At 45.6% G+C, this 20016-nt stretch carries 12 protein-coding genes; 9 read left to right on the top strand and 3 right to left on the bottom strand.

The window, feature by feature from the left end:
- The first annotated feature begins 136 nt into the window (after window positions 1-136).
- The 3 genes from QUA24_RS02200 to QUA24_RS02190 all read left to right on the top strand — a co-directional run bounded on the left by QUA24_RS02200 (window position 137) and on the right by QUA24_RS02190 (window position 4075).
- Window positions 137-1498: a cytochrome 450 gene (locus QUA24_RS02200; protein ID WP_333226853.1), complete on the top strand. Its 1362-nt coding sequence runs from the start codon at window positions 137-139 to the stop codon at window positions 1496-1498.
- A gap of 260 nt (window positions 1499-1758) precedes the next feature.
- On the top strand, window positions 1759-2304 hold the full coding sequence (locus QUA24_RS02195) for a hypothetical protein (protein ID WP_333226851.1): 546 nt from the start codon (window positions 1759-1761) through the stop codon (window positions 2302-2304).
- A gap of 613 nt (window positions 2305-2917) precedes the next feature.
- Window positions 2918-4075, top strand: coding sequence for a M12 family metallopeptidase (locus QUA24_RS02190; RefSeq protein ID WP_333226849.1), 1158 nt, complete (start codon window positions 2918-2920; stop codon window positions 4073-4075).
- A gap of 558 nt (window positions 4076-4633) precedes the next feature.
- Here QUA24_RS02190 and QUA24_RS02185 read toward each other — a convergent pair.
- Window positions 4634-10150 carry an SdrD B-like domain-containing protein gene (locus QUA24_RS02185; protein ID WP_333226847.1) on the bottom strand — a complete coding sequence of 1839 codons (5517 nt, stop codon included), beginning with the start codon at window positions 10148-10150 and terminating at the stop codon, window positions 4634-4636.
- A 532-nt stretch (window positions 10151-10682) separates the two neighbouring features.
- Here QUA24_RS02185 and mtnA point away from each other — a divergent pair.
- Genes mtnA through QUA24_RS02170 form a run of 3 tightly spaced genes read left to right on the top strand, consistent with a single transcriptional unit; the run spans window position 10683 to window position 13128 of the window.
- Window positions 10683-11744 carry an S-methyl-5-thioribose-1-phosphate isomerase gene (gene mtnA / locus QUA24_RS02180; RefSeq protein ID WP_333211358.1) on the top strand — a complete coding sequence of 354 codons (1062 nt, stop codon included), beginning with the start codon at window positions 10683-10685 and terminating at the stop codon, window positions 11742-11744.
- A gap of 37 nt (window positions 11745-11781) precedes the next feature.
- Window positions 11782-12267 (top strand): type IV pilin-like G/H family protein, encoded by a 486-nt coding sequence (locus tag QUA24_RS02175; RefSeq protein ID WP_333163602.1) that lies wholly within the window; start codon window positions 11782-11784, stop codon window positions 12265-12267.
- A 3-nt stretch (window positions 12268-12270) separates the two neighbouring features.
- Entirely contained in the window at window positions 12271-13128 is an 858-nt protein-coding gene (locus QUA24_RS02170) for a rhodanese-like domain-containing protein (protein ID WP_333226845.1), read from the top strand.
- 126 nt (window positions 13129-13254) lie between these two features.
- Here QUA24_RS02170 and QUA24_RS02165 read toward each other — a convergent pair whose 3' ends face one another.
- Window positions 13255-13602: a hypothetical protein gene (locus tag QUA24_RS02165; RefSeq protein WP_333163608.1), complete on the bottom strand. Its 348-nt coding sequence runs from the start codon at window positions 13600-13602 to the stop codon at window positions 13255-13257.
- Between the two features lie 241 nt (window positions 13603-13843).
- On the opposite strand from QUA24_RS02165, the gene QUA24_RS02160 reads away from it, so the two are divergent.
- Window positions 13844-14764 carry a cation diffusion facilitator family transporter gene (locus QUA24_RS02160; protein ID WP_333226843.1) on the top strand — a complete coding sequence of 307 codons (921 nt, stop codon included), beginning with the start codon at window positions 13844-13846 and terminating at the stop codon, window positions 14762-14764.
- 582 nt (window positions 14765-15346) lie between these two features.
- Here QUA24_RS02160 and QUA24_RS02155 read toward each other — a convergent pair.
- Window positions 15347-18760, bottom strand: coding sequence for a tetratricopeptide repeat protein (locus QUA24_RS02155; protein WP_333226841.1), 3414 nt, complete (start codon window positions 18758-18760; stop codon window positions 15347-15349).
- Window positions 18761-19000: 240 nt separating this feature from the next.
- On the opposite strand from QUA24_RS02155, the gene QUA24_RS02150 reads away from it, so the two are divergent.
- Together QUA24_RS02150 and QUA24_RS02145 are read left to right on the top strand one after the other, a co-directional pair.
- The gene (locus QUA24_RS02150) at window positions 19001-19273 is read left to right on the top strand and encodes a hypothetical protein (protein WP_333226839.1); all 273 of its coding nucleotides are present in this window, start codon (window positions 19001-19003) and stop codon (window positions 19271-19273) included.
- Window positions 19274-19294: 21 nt separating this feature from the next.
- Window positions 19295-19828, top strand: coding sequence for a DUF2726 domain-containing protein (locus tag QUA24_RS02145; RefSeq protein WP_333226837.1), 534 nt, complete (start codon window positions 19295-19297; stop codon window positions 19826-19828).
- Window positions 19829-20016: the final 188 nt, after the last annotated feature.

Genomic DNA, 20016 nt, shown 5'->3' with positions numbered 1-20016 from the left:
CACAAATAAAGATGGCTATAGTTATACTTACTGATTTTGGCAATTAAGTGGGATTCAATATCCGCTCAATGGCCACTCAATACCCTCTTGCTGCTAACTGCGAAGCGGGTTATGGCGAGGGATTCTCGGAGGAATTATGATGAACCTAAATTTAGATACTATTTTCTCATCGCTGATGAACCCGGCCCTGAACGAGTTTCAGGTTTGGGCTTTGCAAAACCCGGAAGAAAGTCTCAGCAAAACGATGCTACCACCGATCGCCCTGATTGAGGGTTTGATTGCCAACGAACCCACCTATTTGCCGATAAAACGGCTGGCTTTCGGAGCCAACTTTTGCTGCGCGGGGCAAGTCGTGATGGGAGAGTTTGACACGCTGGAAAAAGCACTCACATCGCCCCAGGCGCGCGGATGGCGGCTTGGTACTTCTGTACTCGATCCCGATAGCGCCCCCAACCAAGATGTCGGCGGTAGGAACCTTTTCCTCCTGTCTTTGTCCGATCGCGAACCTGACGGTAGCAGCAACCACGCGGCATTCCGAAGCTGTATGCAGAAGTATCTCTTCAACAGTGCCACAACGGATCGCCAAGGAGACGAAATCAGCAGACGGTTGCTCGATCGGCTAGCTGCAGATTATGCCGAGATGTCGCACGGTGCGGGGGGAGCGTTTTTTACCGATGTCAAGCGCGGTTGGATGGGATTTTTAGTCCGATACCTGCACTACGTCATCTTTGGGATTAATCCAGACGATTCAGAGTCGATCGAACTTCTCACCGAATTGCATTACACCCGCCAAAGCCCGCTGCACTACTTCGCCGTCATCGGCAACCTGCTGCAAAGCCTGAACCTCTTTGGACACGGGGATTTGTCCGCTCTTATCGAGCGTGCAGCGACTATCTATGAAAATTCCCCAGCTTTAGCCGACTTCGAGAAGAGCTCGGAAAATAACGGCATGACTAAGCGGGAATTGGCAAAGCTGATGACATCAATTATGGGAATAGCGGGAATGCAAGGCCCCCTGCACCTGGGCTACACGGCAATGGGATACCGCCCTCTCCCCGCCTATAAAGGACAGCAGACGGCCGAAATTAACCCGACTGATTTTTGGGATCAGCTCGATTTGGACGATCGCCAGTCGATCGAACTGTTCCTCTTGGAATGCGCGCGCCTCTGGGCCCCCGTCAGCGCCACCCACCGAGTCGCGACAGAGCCTTTCACCGCAACGGTAGCGGGCAAAGAACGCACCTTCCCCGCAGGAACCAAGGTACTGATACCGCTCAGTTTGGGGCTGCTAGACGAGAGTTTCTGGGGCTCGACGGTATACGAATTCAACCCTAAGCGGGAGAATCTGTGCCCTTTTCATATGGGATTTCATTCCGTGGGCGATCGTAGTGCGGGACGGATTTGCCCCGGTAAAGACATCGCACTCAATATGCTGGTGGATGTCGTGAGTACGGTAGGCAAAGTGCGACGAAGCTCTGAGCCTAACTTGCGGCGGTAATTAATCCAAAAGCTCGCATCAGACAGCGGTTGAAACTGAGATATTGCACCATTCTCAAGAATAGGCAAGATGCCTGTTCCACAAGACATCAAGTTTCTTGTGGGGTGTCCCGCCCGCCCTTGAAAAACTTATTGGCAATGGTGCAACACCTCAGTTGAAACCGCACGCCACACAAACTATTGAGCGAGCGATAGACTCAGAAATCAAGGGGGTATCTAATAGGAAACCAAAACACAACTATTTTGAGGATAGATAATACCATGTTAATCGAACAAAAGCAACTAAAAGACATCGCGAATTGGATGAAAATAGAACATCCAGCGGAGTTACCCGAAGTCCTACAAGGTATCTTTTTTATGGACGGGAATGTTTTACCAGACGATTGTCTGACGATGTACAGTTCAGACTGGAATGCTGAGGAACGGACGTTATTGCTGCGCGTTTTTGACCCTGTTATCTGGACATTTCATTCATCAATGGCGGGACGGATGTTAATTTATTTAGTCAAATTTTCTCGCTTCAGCTACTTGTTCCGATTCTCTGATGCAACTTTGCAGCACGGACACATCACGCCGATAGTGTTTGGATGGTCTGTGCCGCCGTGGCTGGTAGATTTTTTGATTGATCGAGATCCAAATACTCCGAATGGAGATATCTGGCATCGCACAAACTCGTTTTTCGGCAAACCTGCTGAGAACGGATATATACTCCGCAGGGTTGTAGACAAAGATGGCAACTACACATCAGCCTTTCCAGATATGCTGTCTAAAGTTGAGAGTGATTGTTTAATCATTGCCAAAGAGTGAAAATTTTTACAAAAACTACAAAACCCGCTTCGTTAGGCGGGTTTTGTTGATCGAAACGGCGGGATTTTAACCGACGACCCCCACTAACACAGTTTTATTTGCTAGCCTATAAAGGCTATGCAGCAAGCTCTAGCAGGCTGTTGTCAATTCTTCCTATCAATAATTCGGATAGTGTGTGATTGGCAACTGTAGAATAAGGGTTTCAGGGCGATTGCACAATCGATATCCCAACGGAAAATCAACGGTTTCAGACTAGGATCTAAAAACAGTCCTGATTATTGATCGTTGACAGTGTAAAGCTGGAAACTAGAATGGGGAACACGAGTTCTCTGTAAAGTGCGATCGCCATCTCCTCATGGGATATTGAGGGTAGGAAACCTCTCCGTCCAGACTCATCATTATAACAAAAAATCTGGCTTTCACAAGGATTTTATTCAGTTGACACAAGCTCGAAAGCTCGCATTTATCTAGGTCATTGTTGACAGGGTTGCAGTTTATCTTTACTGAATCTACTGTGCTCTCACTTGATTCAGGTAGATGAACACAAACATTCTCAAAATAGCTGGTTCTTTGGACTTAAAGTCCCTAGGTATTCACTTTGGAGGAATTTGTCATGACTAAAGTTTCACCAATCGACTCTTATCAACTTGAGCAATTACTAAAGCGCCTCGAACAAATTGAAGCTAAGCTCGGAATCAAAGTTGGCTCAGGTGGCGCAGAATCAGGTAAAGAAGCACAACATTTTTGTGCTTTGCCAAAGGTTCCTCCACGCACTTTCGATCCCAGCGTGTCGCCGGAGCGTGCTCGTCTAATACGGTTACTCGGGAAGAAGTGGGTTAACGGTACAAAATTACGTTATTACTTTTTTGAGGGTGGTTCCTATTCAGGCGGGAATGAACAGAAGGAGATTGTGCGACAGGGGTTTGAGGTGTGGAAGAAGGTAGGGATTGGTATCAAGTTTGAGGAAGTTCGCAACATCAGCGAGGCAGAGATACGAATCGGCTTTTTGGAAGGGGATGGAGCCTGGTCATATGTTGGCCGCGATACAATCGATATTCCTAAACAAGGCGAGCGTACCATGAACTTCGGATGGGATCTTCGGGCTGATCCCCGTGGGGTAGATGTCCCTGTTCACGAGATAGGTCACGCCTTAGGTTTCCCTCACGAGCACCAAAACCCGTTTGCAGGTATCGTATGGGACGAAGAAGCCGTTTATAAATATTTCGGTGCTCCTCCTAACGAGTGGGACCGAGATACAACTTTTTATAATGTGCTCCAAAAGCTTGCAGTAGGAGAAGTGGAGGGGTCAAAGTGGGACCCCAACTCAATCATGCACTACGCTTTTGCAGCGGGACTCATTGAGAAACCTGTGGAGTACCAGAACGGATTAAACCCTGCTGGCGGGCTTTCCGAGCAGGATGTTTTGCAGGTACGATTATTCTATCCCCCGCTTGATGACTCCAGTTATACAGAACTTAAACCCTTCCATTCCCAGATTCTGTCCCTCGCGCCTGCTGAACAGAAGAACTTTGTGATCAAACCCTCTGCTACCCGAACCTATACAATTGGAACCTTCGGAAAAGTAGATACAGTTATGGTTCTTTTCGAGGATCAGAGTGGTGATCTCAAATATGTTGCGGGTGACGACGACAGTGGCACAGACTTGAATGCACAAATCAATGTTCGGCTTTATCAAGGACGGCGGTATGTGTTGAGAATCCGCTTATACTCTAACTTTTCTGGTGGTGAAGCCTCAGTGATGCTTTGGTAAGGGCTGCCGCAAAATTTTAGAGAGAAAAGCGATTTCTCAAAGTAGTGCATGGCCACCCGTAGGGTATATGGGGCAAGCTATTTTCTATTTTGTCTTTTTTCTCCCAATAGAAAGCGGGTAATTTGCTCATCAAGCAGCAGGTGATGCGCGAGGAAGGCGGGTTTGGGCTGATTGGGGTCTGAAACGAGGTACAGCAGGTTGTGGTGACTTAGGGGGGCACAGAGCCTCCCGTCTCCTGCCTCAACACTCCAATTTCTAGCTTGGGTGCAAAAGTGAGATGCTCCCCAGGTAGGACACGGCGCTGTGTAACCGAAAATGATATTACTTCTGGCTCATCAGAGTTTATTTGCCATGATTATACAGCGTATTCTAGGTTCATAAAGTAGTAGGGAAAAGGCAATGCCTTTTCCCTACGGGGATTCATGGATCAGGGGTGTACTTCACAAATAACGTGGAATCTGCTGTAAAATGTTTGGTTTCACCCTTTTTTGATTTGCCAACCGTCTATTAATCCATCGTCCCTACAATATTCTCACCTAATTAATTAGCTCGATCGCACTAAAGGAGTGCAAAATCTGTGGCAGTAATCACGCTTGCAGGCACATTGCTGAGAGTTGCCAAAAGTTGCCCGGAACCAGTAACTCGGATGAGAGTAGAAGTATTCTCCGCAACAATGCTCAGTTGCGAGGAATTTAAACCACCAATTAAGCCGATCGAATCGATGCCGTATTGAAAGTCTAAAATAGTCTCGCTGCCGAGGTCAAGACCCAAGATAAATCGATCGTTCCCGGTACCTCCAATCAGAGTATCATTCCCTTGATCTCCGAACAAGAAATCGTCCCCAGCACTGCCGAGCAAACTATCCTCATCCTTACCGCCGTAAAGAGTATCGTTCCCAGTCTCCCCGTTAACGGTATCCTGACCTTCATTGCCAAACAGCAAATCGTTGCCCAAACCGCCGCATATTTGGTCTTGTCCGCCCGTAGAACCAATGGGGAGGGGGCTACCAATATCCCCGTACACTGTATCTTCCCCCTCGCCGCCACAGATAGTATCACTTCCTTCATCGCCAAATAGCAGGTTGCTGCCCAATTCGCCGACAACTAAGTCATCGCCCTTGCCGGCACGCACTGTATCATTACCATCACCACCTGCGATCGTATCTTGATTTTTTTCCCCGCTGAGGAAGTCATCGCCCGCCAAACCGAACACCAAATCGTTGCCAGTCAAATCCGGGTCGAAGGGGTTAATAGTTCCCCCGTAGATAGTATCGTTACCCTGGTCGCCAATTAAAGTATCGCTTTCTTGGTCGCCGAAAATAATGTCGTCATCTTTGCCGCCGTAAACAACATCTTCGTTTTTGCCAGCAAAGATTAAATCATCTCCAGCAACCCCATTGAGGTAATCATTACCCTCATTGCCAAACAGCAAGTCCCTGTCTATATCTGGGCCAACCGGGAAAGCACTGTTAAGTCCCCCGTAAACATTATCATTGCCCCGCAATCCTGCCAACAAATCATCGCCGTCAAAACCATTTATTTCGTCACCGTTATTAGTGGCGAAAATAGTGTCGTTACCGTTAGTACCGTTGCGGCTATTAGTGACAGAATTTGAACCGCGAATACTGCTAAGGCTGGGTAAAACAATTTGCGAACAAATGCAGTCAACATCTTGTCCTTCTTGCGGTGGTGGTGTTGGTGTTGGTGTTGGTTGGACTTGGGCCAAGGAATTGCCAAAGTTAATATTGCTAACATTAGTGCCACTGACAGCAATAATATCAGCAGGATTGGCAGTAGTTTGCGTCCAACCAGGTTGATTAACTTCCCGAACTCGATAAGTTACCGGCCCTAAATTAGCGAAACTGTAGCCACCAAAACTATCAGTTGAAGTGTTAACTTCTCCAGCATCTAAAGAGTCGTTGCTGTTAGCGTCAAGGAAGATTTGCCAGTTCGGCAATAGCGGTTCTTGAGCATCCAAAACCCCATTGTTATTGAGGTCATTAAACTTGCTGCCGGAGATACTAATATTTTGGAAATTGCCAAAATTAACGTTCGATTGACTTTCGCCACTCCCCAGATTAACCGCCGCCGGATTAGCAGTAGTTTGCGTCCAGCCAGTCTGCTGGACTTCCCGCACATTGTAGGTGCCGGGATTGAGATTGTTGAAACTGTAATTACCAGAATTGTCAGTGGTAACAGTAGTTTCGCCCGAATCTAAAGAGTTGTTCCCGTTAGCATCTAGGAAAATTTGCCATCCCGAAAGACCAGTTTCCTCTGCATCCTGAGTACCGTTGCCGTTGCCGTCGTTAAATTTAAGACCGCTGATGCTGCTTTGTGGGACGGGAGTCGGAGGCAGAGGCGGAGTCGGAGTTGGAGTTGGAGGCGGAGTCGGAGTCGGAGTTGGAGTTGGAGGGGGAGGAAACGTGGATCGATTGCCAAAATTAACTGTAGCAGGAGTAGTTTGACCTGCTGCCAGAGTCACCGAAACCGGGTTTGGAGTAGTTGGCGCAATGTCCGCCGGTACAAGTTCCTGGACGCTGTAAGTACCTGCAGGCAAGTTGGGGAAAGTGAAACTGCCCTCAGCCCCGGTGTTAACGGAAGTTTCATTTGTATCTAGATTGTTGTTGTTATTGGTGTCAAGGAAAATCCTAAATCCGGAAACACCAAGTTCTCCGGCTGTTTGAGTGCCGTTGCCATCAATGTCGTTAAATGTAATCCCGGTGATGCTGCCTAGTACAGTGGGTATTGTTTGGTTGCCGAAATTAACGGTAGCAGGAGTAGTTTGACCTGCTGTCAAAATCACTGGGGGCGGGTTTTGAGTAGTTTGCCGACTGCCAACTGGCACAACTTCCCGAACGTTGTAAGTGCCCGCAGGCAAGTTGCCGAAAGTGAAACTGCCATCAGCGGCGGTAGTTGCGGAAGTTTCGCCGGCACTGAGGATGTTGTCACCGTTAGTGTCGAGAAAAACAGTCACTCCGGCGACGCCTAGTTCTCCGGCGGCTTGAGTACCGTTGCCGTCAATGTCGCTGAATTTGATGCCCGTGATGGTACTCAGCGGCACGGGTATGGTTTGATTGCCGAAATTCACCGTAGCAGGAGTAGTTTGACCTGCTGCCAGAATTACTGGGGGTGGGTTGGGAGTAGTTTGCTGACTGCCAAGTGGCACAACTTCCCGAACGTTGTAAGTGCCCGCAGGCAAGTTGCCGAAAGTGAAACTGCCATCAGCGGCGGTAGTTGCGGAAGTTTCGCCGGCACTGAGGATGTTGTCACCGTTAGTGTCGAGAAAAACAGTCACTCCGGCGACGCCTAGTTCTCCGGCGGCTTGAGTACCGTTGCCGTCAATGTCGTTGAATTTGATGCCCGTGATGGTACTCAGCGGCACGGGTATGGTTTGATTGCCGAAATTCACCGTAGCAGGAGTAGTTTGACCTGCTGCCAGAATTACTGGGGGTGGGTTGGGAGTAGTTTGCTGACTGCCAAGTGGCACAACTTCCCGAACGTTGTAAGTGCCCGCAGGCAAGTTGCCGAAAGTGAAACTGCCATCAGCGGCGGTAGTTGCGGAAGTTTCGCCGGCACTGAGGATGTTGTCACCGTTAGTGTCAAGAAAAACAGTCACTCCGGCGACGCCTAGTTCTCCGGCGGCTTGAGTACCGTTGCCGTCAATGTCGTTGAATTTGATGCCCGTGATGGTACTCAGCGGTACGACAACGGGAATAGGCTGTGCGGAAAATTCCGAAGTGTTGCCAGTGGTGTCTGTTGCTGTCGCGGTGATTAATTGGCCTGCGGTGACTGCTGCTGCGAAAGTTTGATTGAAAGCAGCGTTGCCTGCTGCGTCAGTAGTTACCGGGATAGAAGCAATTAAGGTTTGGCCTTGGGTGCCGGGGGGAGTGTTGGCGAAAAATTGGAGGGTGAATGTGTTACTGGGAGTGCTGTTGAAAGTACCCGCGACCGTGACGCTGCCAGCACTGGCGGTAGCGCTAGTGAGTACGGGAGTGTTTTGGAGGTTGTTTGCACCGGTGTCGGCGTCGCCCGCATCGTTGGCGGTGATGCCGTTGTTACCGAGGTCGATGCCTAAGCCAAGGTTGGCGAAGATGGAGTTGTTTTGGATGCTGTTGCCGGTACCGGCGATGATATTTACTGCCGAACCGAGGTTGTTGGCGATGGTATTTCCTTGACCTGCTGCTGTACCGCCGATCGCATTATTGATTGCTCCGTCAATCAACACCCCAGTAATATTGGGCACGGGGGAGGTACCGTCGAAGCCGACGCCGATGAAGTTACCGAACAAGGAGTTGCCCGTGGTGCTGGGGCCAGAAAGTGATAGGCCGTTACCGTTGCTGTTGCCGGAAATAATGTTGCGGGCGGCTGGGGTTGTCCCGCCAACAATGTTGTTGTTTGCACCTCCCTGGATGACGACGCCGACACCAGTGTTGGGCAAAGCGGCGTTACCTGAGACGTTGGTGCCTATAAAGTTGCCTGTCAGAGTATTGCCCGTAGTGGTGGAACCCGACAGTCCCACACCGTTATTGTTGCCGGAAATAATGTTGCGGGCTGCTAGGGTTGTCCCGCCAACAATGTTGTTGTTTGCACCTCCCTCGATGGAGACGCCGAAAGCAGCGTTGGGCAAAGCGGCGCTGCCGATAGCGTTAGTGCCGATGAAGTTGCCTGTCAGGGTATTGCCGATGGCACCGGCACCCAGAATGGCAGCACCGTGAATGCTGTTACCGGAAATGACATTCCCGCTAATCGTGTTGCTGGGTAAGCCGTTGATGCTAACGCCGCTGGTGTTGGGCAAGGCCAGGGTGCCGGCAGCGTTGGTGCCAATGTAGTTGCCCAGCACTTGGTTGCCTCCTGTACCGCCAACGATGGTGATACCGTCGGCTGTATTCCCAGAAATGATGTTGCGATCGCCCGGGTTAGTCCCGCCAATTATGTTGCCACTGCCACTCTGAACGGCGATGCCGAAAACAGCGTTGGGCAAGGCCGTAGTGCCCGCAGCGTTGGTGCCGATGTAGTTGCCCAGCACTTGGTTGCCTCCTGTACCGCCAACGATGGCGATACCGTTGGCTGTATTCCCAGAAATGACGTTGCGATCACCCGGGTTAGGCCCGCCAATTATGTTACCGCTGCCACTCTGAACAAGGACGCCAAATAAGTTGGGTGCAGCGGTGTCAGTGGCGTTGATGCCGATGTAGTTCCCCACTAAGGTGTTGCCGTTGCTTTGGAGGGATATGCCGCTGTTGGTGAAGCGATTAATTATTAATCCCCGCAAAGTGCTGCCACCGCTACCAGCGAGGCTCAAACCCCTGTCAACCGCATTTGCTCCATCGAGTTGGATCAGGGGGGTGCCGGCGAACCCCGGTTGGCTAGTGCCGTCGATGATTGTGGGAACATTAATATTTGGCAAGGCAGTCAGGGGCGCGATCGTCTGAACGCCTGCACCGGGAATGGCAAAGTTAATATTGTGCGGTGGTGTGGCCGCTGCATTCGCATCCGTAATCGCTTGTCGCAGCGAACCCGGCCCAGCATCGTTGGTATTAAAAACAGTGAATATAGCCAAGGTATGTGCGTAATTTGCCATTACCTCCGGCTCGATCGCCAATCCTGTTTTAATCGCTCCCGTAGCGTATTCAAGTACCCAGTTTCCGCCTTTTTGGGCACTCCCGGTAATATCTGCAGAAGCAGCAATATTAGCTTTTGTTAACTTGCTCAGCTTTTGTACAAAAGCCTCTCCTTTTTCACCTGCTGCTACGTTACATCCGTATAGCAGAATTTCAAATCGATTTTTAATTGAGTTGACAGATGAGGTAAACCACAGTTTCAAACAGTCGCGATATTTTTCTAAATTGTCGGAATTCAGGATAGTTGGCCCTAGCTGCAAACTTCCCGATTCCCCGTGAGAAATAATGTGAACGCTTTCTATACCTTTGCGGCTCTGCAGTGCTTCGGCAATTTGTTCGATGCCGTCCCGCGTGCGATCGACTAAAATTACCTCTGTACCCGTTTTAACTCCTGTGGCCAGACTTTGCCAATCTTCAACTGCTGAATCTACGAATACTATTTGTTGGTTTTTCATAATTACTGTTTCCCCATGCACCTAAGTAGGTTTTCAAAATGTTGTTTCCGTGCGATGATAGTCGCTACTTCAATCAACCACAAATACGGCTACCACAAAACCTGCCTTTAACTCAGTACAATTTGTACAGACAAAGCTTTACGATTATCTATTTTGGTGATTCTTGTAAATCTGTTGGATCTGGAAAGTTGCTCGATCGCACTTTTTCATTCTCAACTTAAAAAAAACAGACCCCTGGTACAGCTAGCTTGTTCCCGATTACGGAAATTTTTCCAAAAACGTAAGTATAATTTACACAAGTTAATGTACGGTTTTTTACTAAGTACACTTTTGTGAAAAAAAATCCAACTCTATGCAAATTTCAAACCCAGAGAGTGGTAGGTATCCAGCCATTCTTCAATTTCTAATCTCCAGTCTCGAAGCTAAAACCGCAGGGCTGGGATTTTGGCAAATTCAGCGTGTCCCTCATAACATAGAGGAGTAGTCGCCTTCATGGCATCATAGAAACTTGTCCCTCACATAATTGAAATAGATGACCGCTCAAAACTCCCCTGTTTCCCCCGTCACTTGGATGGAAGACCGAGTTCTGCTAATTGACCAAAACCGACTCCCGAAAGAATACGGTGTAGTCGAAATTAGCCGCTACGAAGATATGGCTGAGGCGATTAAAACTATGATAGTCCGAGGTGCTCCAGCGATCGGGGTAGCAGCAGCTTACGGGATGTATTTGGGGGCGCGAGAAATCGAAACCAGCGATCGTACTGAGTTTTTAACTAAACTAGAACAAGTTGGCGAGTTATTGCGTTCCACTCGTCCCACTGCAGTTAATTTGTTTTGGGCAATATCGCGAATGCTCAAAACAGCCGAGAGAACTAGCGGTTCTGTCGAACAAGTGCAAAAAACTTTGTTAGAAATGGCCAAAACCATTCAAGCAGAAGACTTGCAAACTTGTAAAGATATCGGCGACAAAGGTTTAGAAGTTCTGCCAGCTACACCAGAAAAATTGAACTTACTAACTCACTGCAATGCAGGTGCATTAGCAACAGCAGGCTACGGTACTGCTTTAGGTGTATTTCGTTCTGCTTGGCGAGAAGGAAGACTTGGAAGAGTTTTTGCAGACGAAACTCGGCCCCGTCTCCAAGGTGCAAAACTAACCACTTGGGAATGCGTGCAAGAAGGAATTCCTGTCACATTAATAGCTGACAATATGGCCGCTCACTGCATGAAACTCGGCATGATTCACGCAGTAGTTGTCGGTGCAGACAGAATCGCTGCTAACGGCGACGCCGCCAATAAAATTGGCACTTACAGTTTAGCAATTGTTGCCAAAGCTCACAACGTTCCCTTCTTTGTCGCTGCGCCTCTGTCAACAATTGATTTTGAACTTTCCGACGGCAGCCAAATCCCCATTGAAGAACGCGATCCAGTTGAAATGTATCAAGTGGGAACTACGCGGATTTGTCCTGTGGGAGTTGAATTTTACAATCCCGCTTTTGACGTAACTCCGGCGGAGTTGATCTCAGGAATAATCACAGAACACGGCACGGTTGCTCCTGGGGCCTTGAAACAATTTCAAGCAAAACAATTGGTTTAATTGTATGTTACTAAACTGCTCATTCCACCGGGTGTCTGTGAAATTAAGCAGGATTTATAGCAGCAACTGGCAGATCAAAGTTGCGATCGCAGCTCTAACTCTGCCAGTTGTTTTCAGTCCTATCTCGGAAGCTCAAGTTTCACAAACGCTTGAAGCTAAGGAATCACAAGCGAAAAATTTTGTGGGTTCGATGAATAAAGCTCAGCAAGTTTACTATGCTGAAAAAGCAGGCTTTACAAGTTCTGTTTCCAATCTATTGGTTTATCTCGGTCTCCAAGTTAAACCTAACTCAGCCAATTACAGCTACTCGATCGGCATGATGAAAAAAGGTGCTGTATTTAACTACGGAGTATCGAAACAAGCTAATCTCAAAAGTTTTGTGGGGGGAGTCTTTTTGGTGGGAAACAAGACACAAACAATCTTGTGTCTAAATGCTGCTCCTGGCAAGACTAAACCAGCTAATCCAACTAATACCAAAGGGGTTTTAGCCTGCGGTGCTAATACAGCCAAAGTTACTCAATAAATTATGTCTAATTTACTGGGTAATTTAGCAAATAACTGGATAGTAAATGCAGATTTAGCTAAGCAATTGCTGGAACAAGAAGCTACTTTACTAGATGCTCGCGCACCCATTTTAAAGTGGTTTTGCCGTCTCCCACCAGCTATTCCCGTAACTTGGCAGGAATTTTCGCTATCGGACTTTCCCCACAAGGGAAAAATTATCGAAAATAACACAGTTTTAACTCAAAAACTGCAAGCAATTGGCATTTGTCAAGACAAACCTGTCATAGTCGTTGCCGATTCGGTGAAAGGGTGGGGCGAAGAGGGGCGAATTGTTTGGATGTTGCGGACTTTGGGACACGAAAAAGCAGTTTTTGTCGATGGAGGATATAGGGCTTTAATCAAAGCTGGAATTAATCGAGTAAAAGCTGCAAAAAATCCCCCGAAAACAGGAGATTTTGTAATATCTCGTCGCTCGAATTGGGAAATTCGGCGGGATGAATTGACAGCTATTTTAGGATATGAGAATTTAGTCATTATTGACGCCAGAGAGCGGCGAGAATATGCAGGTAAAACGCCTTACGGAGAAAAGCGGGGCGGCCACATTCCCGGTGCGGTTCACCTTTACTATAAACAGTTAATGGATCGGCGCGGACAACTGCTAACCCGTGAGGAAATTGTCGCTATTTGGCAGCAAAAAGGAGTTTCGCAGTCCACTCAAATTGTGAGTTATTGTACTGGGGGAATTCGCTCTGCCTGGTTGACTTGTGTCTTGACAAATATGGGATTTAATGCTAAGAATTATGCAGGTTCAATGTGGGAATGGTCGGCTTCGCCTGCTGATAGGTATCCTTTGTCAGTAATCCTTTCACGGGCGGCCTAGAAACCCAACCCCTACTCCCCAAAAGAAAATTCAATGTTTGTGGAACAGGCTGGAAAGCCTGTTCTTGAGAATGGTATCTGAACTCAGATTCAACCTATTAACTACAAACGATCGAGGTTGAGAATCTCAACCGACTTGTTCGATATACTGAGCGAGATCGTCGCGCAGGCGGCTGAGTTCGGCTTCGGTGGTGACGCGCACACGATCGTCCCGAACCGTAATCAGCACTTTTGCAGCAAAAGGAGTTGGCCAGATATTCGGGTTGCAGAAAACCTCCAAAAAGACATCTCCTGCATACCGATATTCCATCGGTTTTTGGGGAGAAGCTTTAGCGCCAGAGGTTTTGGCTGCTACAGCTTTCAAGCTTTCCATCAAAGCTGCAATTTCGCTTTGCAAATCCCGCGCGGCTTGCGGGGAAAAGCTAAAGGAGACAGAACCTTCGACTAAATTAAGTGTCAGCGGAGAAAGAGACATGGGCAATGAAATTTAACATACTATTGTTAATGATAAAAAATATAGTAACCCAAAAGAAGTACATTCCAGCTCAATTGCACTGCGAAACTGGTATTAATTAAAATTTGTCTCAAGAAGCTCGGCTAAATTAATGAATATCAATCTAGTCGCAAGCTAGATTCCGCAAGAGTTTTAACCTTTTATGACTTGATAAGCTTTAAACTAGAAACCAGAAAACTTAACGGCAGATAGAGGAGATTTTATGGTTGCCGATAACCGTTCCGAAGTCCGCAAGGTTTTAATAATTACCTTATTGCTAAATTTGCTGGTGATGGCAATTAAAGCAGTCGTGGGATGGCTGACTGGTTCCCTCAGTTTGCTGGCAGATGCTTTGCACAGCGTCACGGACAGCGCTAATAATATTTTAGGATTGGTAACTAATCATTATGCCAATCCGCAGCCCGATCGCGATCATCCCTACGGACACCAAAAATTTGATGCTCTCGGAGCTCTGGGAATTGCTGCTTTTCTGGGAATTGCCTGTTTTGAAATTATCAGCGGTGCTGTCGAAAGGTTGCTCAAAGGTGGCACAGTTGTCAAAATATCCCCAAATGAACTGTGGATTTTGCTGATTGTACTGGGGATTAATATTTTTGTCACTTTTTATGAGCGCAGAGTTGGCCAACGTCTCGGTAGCGCGATTTTAGTGGCTGACGCTCAGCACACGATGAGCGATGTTTGGGTGACAATTATGGTCATCGGCGGGTTGATTGGTGTTTGGCAAGGGCAGGTTTGGAATATACCTCAATTACAATCCCTGGATGTGTTTTTGTCTTTTCCTGTGGCTGTTTTGGTATTTAGCAGCGGTTGGAAGGTTTTAAGGGAAAATCTGCCTTGGTTGGTGGATGAAATGGCGATCGCACCGGAAGTTATTCATGCGATCGCGATCGATGTACCGGGGGTTGTCAACTGTCACTCGATCGCCTCCCGTGGCGTTGTAGGGCGTCAAGTATTTATTGAGATGCACATGATTGTGGATGCTGTGGATGTAGAAACAGCTCACCGGATTACAGAAGAAGTAGAAGCCCGTTTGGAAGAACGTTTCAGCCCTGTACGCATCTTAATTCACGTTGAGCCGCCGGCTTACCATTCCGACCAAATTAGCTACGATTCTGAAAAATGAAGGCACAACCAGTGATTTTGACACGGATACACGGATTAATTGAAGAATCGGGAAAGTATTTTTACTTACCGCAATTCCTCCAATTTTTTAAATCCTATCAATCGGGTTAGAGCGATCGCACTTAATTTAGTAGCAGTTTTCCACAGGAAAACGAGGGTTTTCCACAGAAAAGGGCAAGTTTTCCACAATAGATCGATCGGCTGTCGTCGATTTCTGTCTTTCTATTTGTATAAATTCCAAGTATTTTGAATTTCTGTAGCCATTTCCCCCCGCAAATGCCAAGGTAGCAAAATCTCCACTTTTGAACCGAGAGCTCGCAGCCATCTCAACGGGTAGTGCGGATGGAATTTTTACTTTATTTTATCTGGTGCTAGCCTATCTACTCTCGATCGTAGCGGAAATTCTCCTACTCTGTTTTAGCGGACGATTCTCTTAATTCAGAGAAAGATGAAGAAATGTTTCGAGCTAGTTGGATTTGGGGGAGTGAGTGCGATCGCTCTCTTACCACCGAACCAGATAACGCAGAGGTACATCTCAACCTTCAATCTTAATCATTTTCAGTTGAAAAACTGAAACTTTAGTTTATAGGGGCATTATATAGTGATGACAAGTGTTCGAGCCAGGATTTTCTAATGGATCTACAATCAGCACAATAAAGTAATCTTTTGGATTATACATTTCCAAAAACATTAGAATTGAATCCCACATTTCACTTGGAGCATTTTGGGACAAGTTTATACAATTATTTTGTGTTACATAAGCCCTAGTCAGTTCCTCATACGATTTTTGTACTTCAATTAAGACAATTCCTTTCCCCAATTGCTGATAACCGCTAACAGCTTGCTGTTTAATTAACTCACTAAATTGCGAGAATATTTTTTGAGCTACTGGAACTAAATTGTACAACTCTGGAGTTTGAAAAATATCCTTACTACTAATACCCTCAATGATTGAAGTATGAGGTTGTCTGTTTTTTCCAAATCCTTGGGCTTTACGCTTTTCCTTTGAAATTTTTTTCAGCTTTGATTCTATATCTACTAACGCAAACCTTCCGGGAAAAGCATTCATTAGCTTTTGTTGAGATTCATCAGGAATTGTGCGATAATAAGGCATATGGGCCAGTGATATTTGATACATAATAGTATCAGGGTGATCCGGCCCGAAAGTCTTAAAAGCAATTTTGAAAGCTTTCTTCCATAACTCCTCTCCTTCGTCAAATTTCCCTTGTCGGCAGTACAAGTCTGCTAAATTATGAAAACTAGAAGCAACATCAGGATGATCGTTTCCTAAAATTTCTCTTCTTACTTGTAAAGATTCTACATATAATAACTCGGCTTTTTTAAGTCGATTTTTGTAAAAGTATACAATCGCTAAATTATTCAAAGTACCAGCATAATCTAAATGCTTCTTTCCCACCGAATTCTCCTTTATTTCTAAAGATTTTAAAAGCAATTGTTCTGCGTCTGTATAACGGCATATATCTGTGTAAAGTAGTCCTAAATCGTTGAGACTAACAGCATAGTCAGGATGATTATCGGATAAACAATTTTTCCTAATTTCTAAAGCTTGCTTAAAAAAAGATTCGGCTTGATTGTAATTTTCTTGCGCTCTATAGATATTTCCTAGATTGTTGAGAACAGAAGCTACATCAGGATGATGCTCTCCAAACAAATTTTTAAGAATATCTAGAGATTCCATAAATAGAACTTCAGCTTGTCTATATTTTCCCTGAACGTCGTAAAGAGATGCCAAATTATTTTTGTACGCAGCTATTGCGCGATGGTTATTATCTAATAAATCTCTAGCAATATTTAAGCTGTCTTTAAGTAGAGATTCAGCTTCATTATAACGACCCTGGTCTTTATACAATTTTCCTAAAGTATTTAAAACCGCAATCAGTATATCAATCCCTTTATCTTTGCAAAAGTGTTGACGTAAAATAGGTATAAAAACCTGTTCTTTATCTTCGCTAATCTTTTCGGTAGTTTTAAATTTTTCCTCTCCATCAATACCATCTAAGTCGTAATTATTTAATAACTCTTTTTCGGAAACTATTAATAATTTTTCTGCTTCGTTAAACCGATTTTGGAAAATGTAAATTAACGCAAGCTCATATTGGATCGTTATTAGCCATAAATGTTGGTCAGCCAAATTTTCTTTGAAAGATGCTAAAACAGTTTTACAAAGTGTTTCTGCTTCTTTGTAAAAGCCTTGCAACATATAAAGTTTTGCTAAAGTTCGTTTTACAACACTCACAAAAAGAAGATTTCCATGAAAACGAGTTTGTAGCTTTTCTATAAAAAACTGACACGAATCAGCAGCTAAAACGTACAGACCTTGATTTTCATAGAAAGAGATTAATACAGTAAAAGGATATCCAAAGTCTGAATCGCTAAGATATTGACTCATCTCTTGAACTATTTCTTTTATATGAGGAATAAGAGGAGAAATAATGTTAATTTCATGGTGGTTTGGTGAATCTGGTATCTGTTTCGCCAATGCTGCTATATATCCTACCAAGTAAATTTTCAGTTCTTCTGCCTCTGGTAGTGCCTCTAGCTTTTGCCGAAAGAACTCTCTGATAAGTTGATGAAACCGATAAATTCCCTCACCGCAAGGCTGAAGTAAATTCAATCGAACAAGCTTATTTTTAGCTTCTTCTGTCGCTTCTAGGGAGTTTTCTAATTCTTCCAGTATTTCCTGAGTAATTCCCTGAGATTCTAATGCTTCTTTTATGGCTTTTGCATCTTCTTCACTCACTGCAAGGTGTAATTCATTGGGTTTCCAAGGAATGGGCGCTGGAGCAAACAAACTCAGAAGACAGCCTAACCTCTGCTCAGCATCATTTAGGCGTTCCCAACTCAACTCAAAAGCATCGGCAACTCCTAGTTGAGCTGTCATGGTTGGTTCTGGATTTTTCAAGGCTGGATGTCTTAGACGTTTCTGCTTTAATCGTCGCAACATTTCTGCTAAAGATAAATCTTCATCTTGTGCCAAATATTGCCCTACTAATTCCAATCCTAGAGGCAAATAACCAAGCCACTTGCATAAATTTCTAGAAACCCAAGGCTCTCGTTTTAGCCTTTCTCGCTCAACTAAAGACTTCAGCAGAGCTAAAGCTGCTTTCGGCTTCAGCACATCTAAATCTAGACGAGCAATCGGTTTACCAAGCCTTTCCCGCGTTGTAATCAACACTTTGAAGCGAGATTCAGATGGTATATAAGACTTAATTTGCCTGTAATCTGCAACATCATCAATAACAATTAACACCTGACCTTCAGCCCAACGTTGCCAGCAGAATTGTACTTGACCAGCTAATGTCAATCCATTGGGTAAGGTGAAGTTTGGAAAATGCGCGATCGCAAACTCGACAATTTGAACTCCGATGTCTCCACGTTTGGGATACAGCCAACAAATACCGCCTTTGTAGGTTTCTGCATGACCTTGAGCATACTGGATCGCGAGTTCAGTTTTGCCAACACCGCCCATACCAGCAATCGCCGCAATTACTACCTGATTGTTTTTTTCCAGAAGTTGGTGCAATTCTGAAAGTTGCTCCGTGCGACCGACAAACTCAACAGCACCACTGCGAGGAGTATTGCTGTGATATCGCAAAGATGCCTGAGATTGGTAATCTACATTGATTGATTCCACAGTATGCTCAAAAGTTAACTTTTGAGATCCACTCGTGAAAGGCTGAGAAGCATGCTCTGATTTGGCGTATTCCTGTTCCAATTGCTTTCGCAATTTGCCAAAGTTTCCTTTACCTCCTTTGACTCCTAATTTCCTGTAAACTCTACCCATCGTTTTCTTGTAAGCTTCTACATTTTGATGCTTCAAAATTTCCAAAGCAATTGTGGGAGGACTTTTTTCAATATTCTGCCGAGCAAAACTTATCAAAAAAGCTTCTATTTCAGTAGGTGATAGCGTTTTATCACCAACAGCTTTACACTTCAGAAAATTATCCCAACCGTTCCAGCAGCTTTCCAATTCCATAGCTCTTTATATCTGTTAGCACCTTGCCATTGAAATGAGTCTAACGCATTAATCCCCTAAACGGGCAACTCGCTCCCCAAGTCTAAAACCTTTGTATAGAAATAGTTTCAGGATATTGGTGGAATAAAACTTCCACCAATTTGGCGGTTAGTGGAAATAACTGGGGACTGACACCCGCTAGCTAAACGCCTACTCTCGAATTAGTTCAACTCCGTAATTCAAAAGTCAGGTAATCGTTCTATGACAGCCTTTCAACTCAGCCTTTTCCCAGACGAGCCACCCACTCCCCTCGACTTCCTTAACAAAAAGAGAAGGGTAAAACTCCCATCCCAACCAACTGTAATTGAGCAATCCTGCACAACCCATAGAGTCGCGCAACTGTTGGAGGTATCCACCACAACTCTCTACCGCGCTCGGAAAGAAGGCAAACCTTACCAGAAGGGCGCTTGGACTGCCACCGCTATTGGTGCAAACGCTTGGACAGTCATCTACAACCCCTTTAATTCCCACTAACCCTAATCTGAAATAAAACTCATGCTATACGCCTTTGACTATGACAATTCTTTGTCTTCATTTCCCCAATTCCAAAGCGGAGAAATCATCAACGAGTTAGAAACGATCGCTATCGATATTCTAGAGATGATTTTAGGCGATGGCTTCCGTTACTGTCCCCAAGTTCCCCTAGAAATCATCTGTTCTCGTCCAGAAACTTTCACCCGTCTTCCCATTGAACTTTGGAAATTTTGGGTGAGTTCCAGAGTTGATATCGCCTTGATGGAACGCGGTTATTGTGCTAGTCGCAAAGCCAAACTGGTGATAGAATGCCAATCTCATTGGCACGATCGCCCAGAGGTGCAGGAGCGCGATCGCAAAAAAGCCCGACTCCTTGCATCTGTTGGCGTTCCCTTAGTATACCTGCGACCAATCGATCGAGATCGACGCTTCTATCGTTTCTACACTCCCAATGGACAAAAAGAAGTCTTCTACAACTCAATTACCCAACAAGGACGGACAGAACTGGAAGCATTTTTTCAACACTATTCAACAGAGTTGACAGTTGACAGTTGACTCTTAGACTATAAATTTTCTTTGTAAGTCCTGTAATTAACACAGGACTTACAGACGGCTATCTATCTTTAGCCCTGGGCGCATTAATACCTTTATAACCGGGTTATTTACCCTTATTAAAGGCTAATTATGCAGTTCTTTTGTCCATCAAACCCGGTTTCTGGAAACCCGTGCGTCCAGGAGTATAT

Source organism: Microcoleus sp. Pol12B5 (assembly GCF_036701335.1).
GTDB lineage: Bacteria > Cyanobacteriota > Cyanobacteriia > Cyanobacteriales > Microcoleaceae > Microcoleus.
Note: the sequence above shows the minus strand (reverse complement) of the source record. Positions and strands in the feature narration are given on the sequence as shown.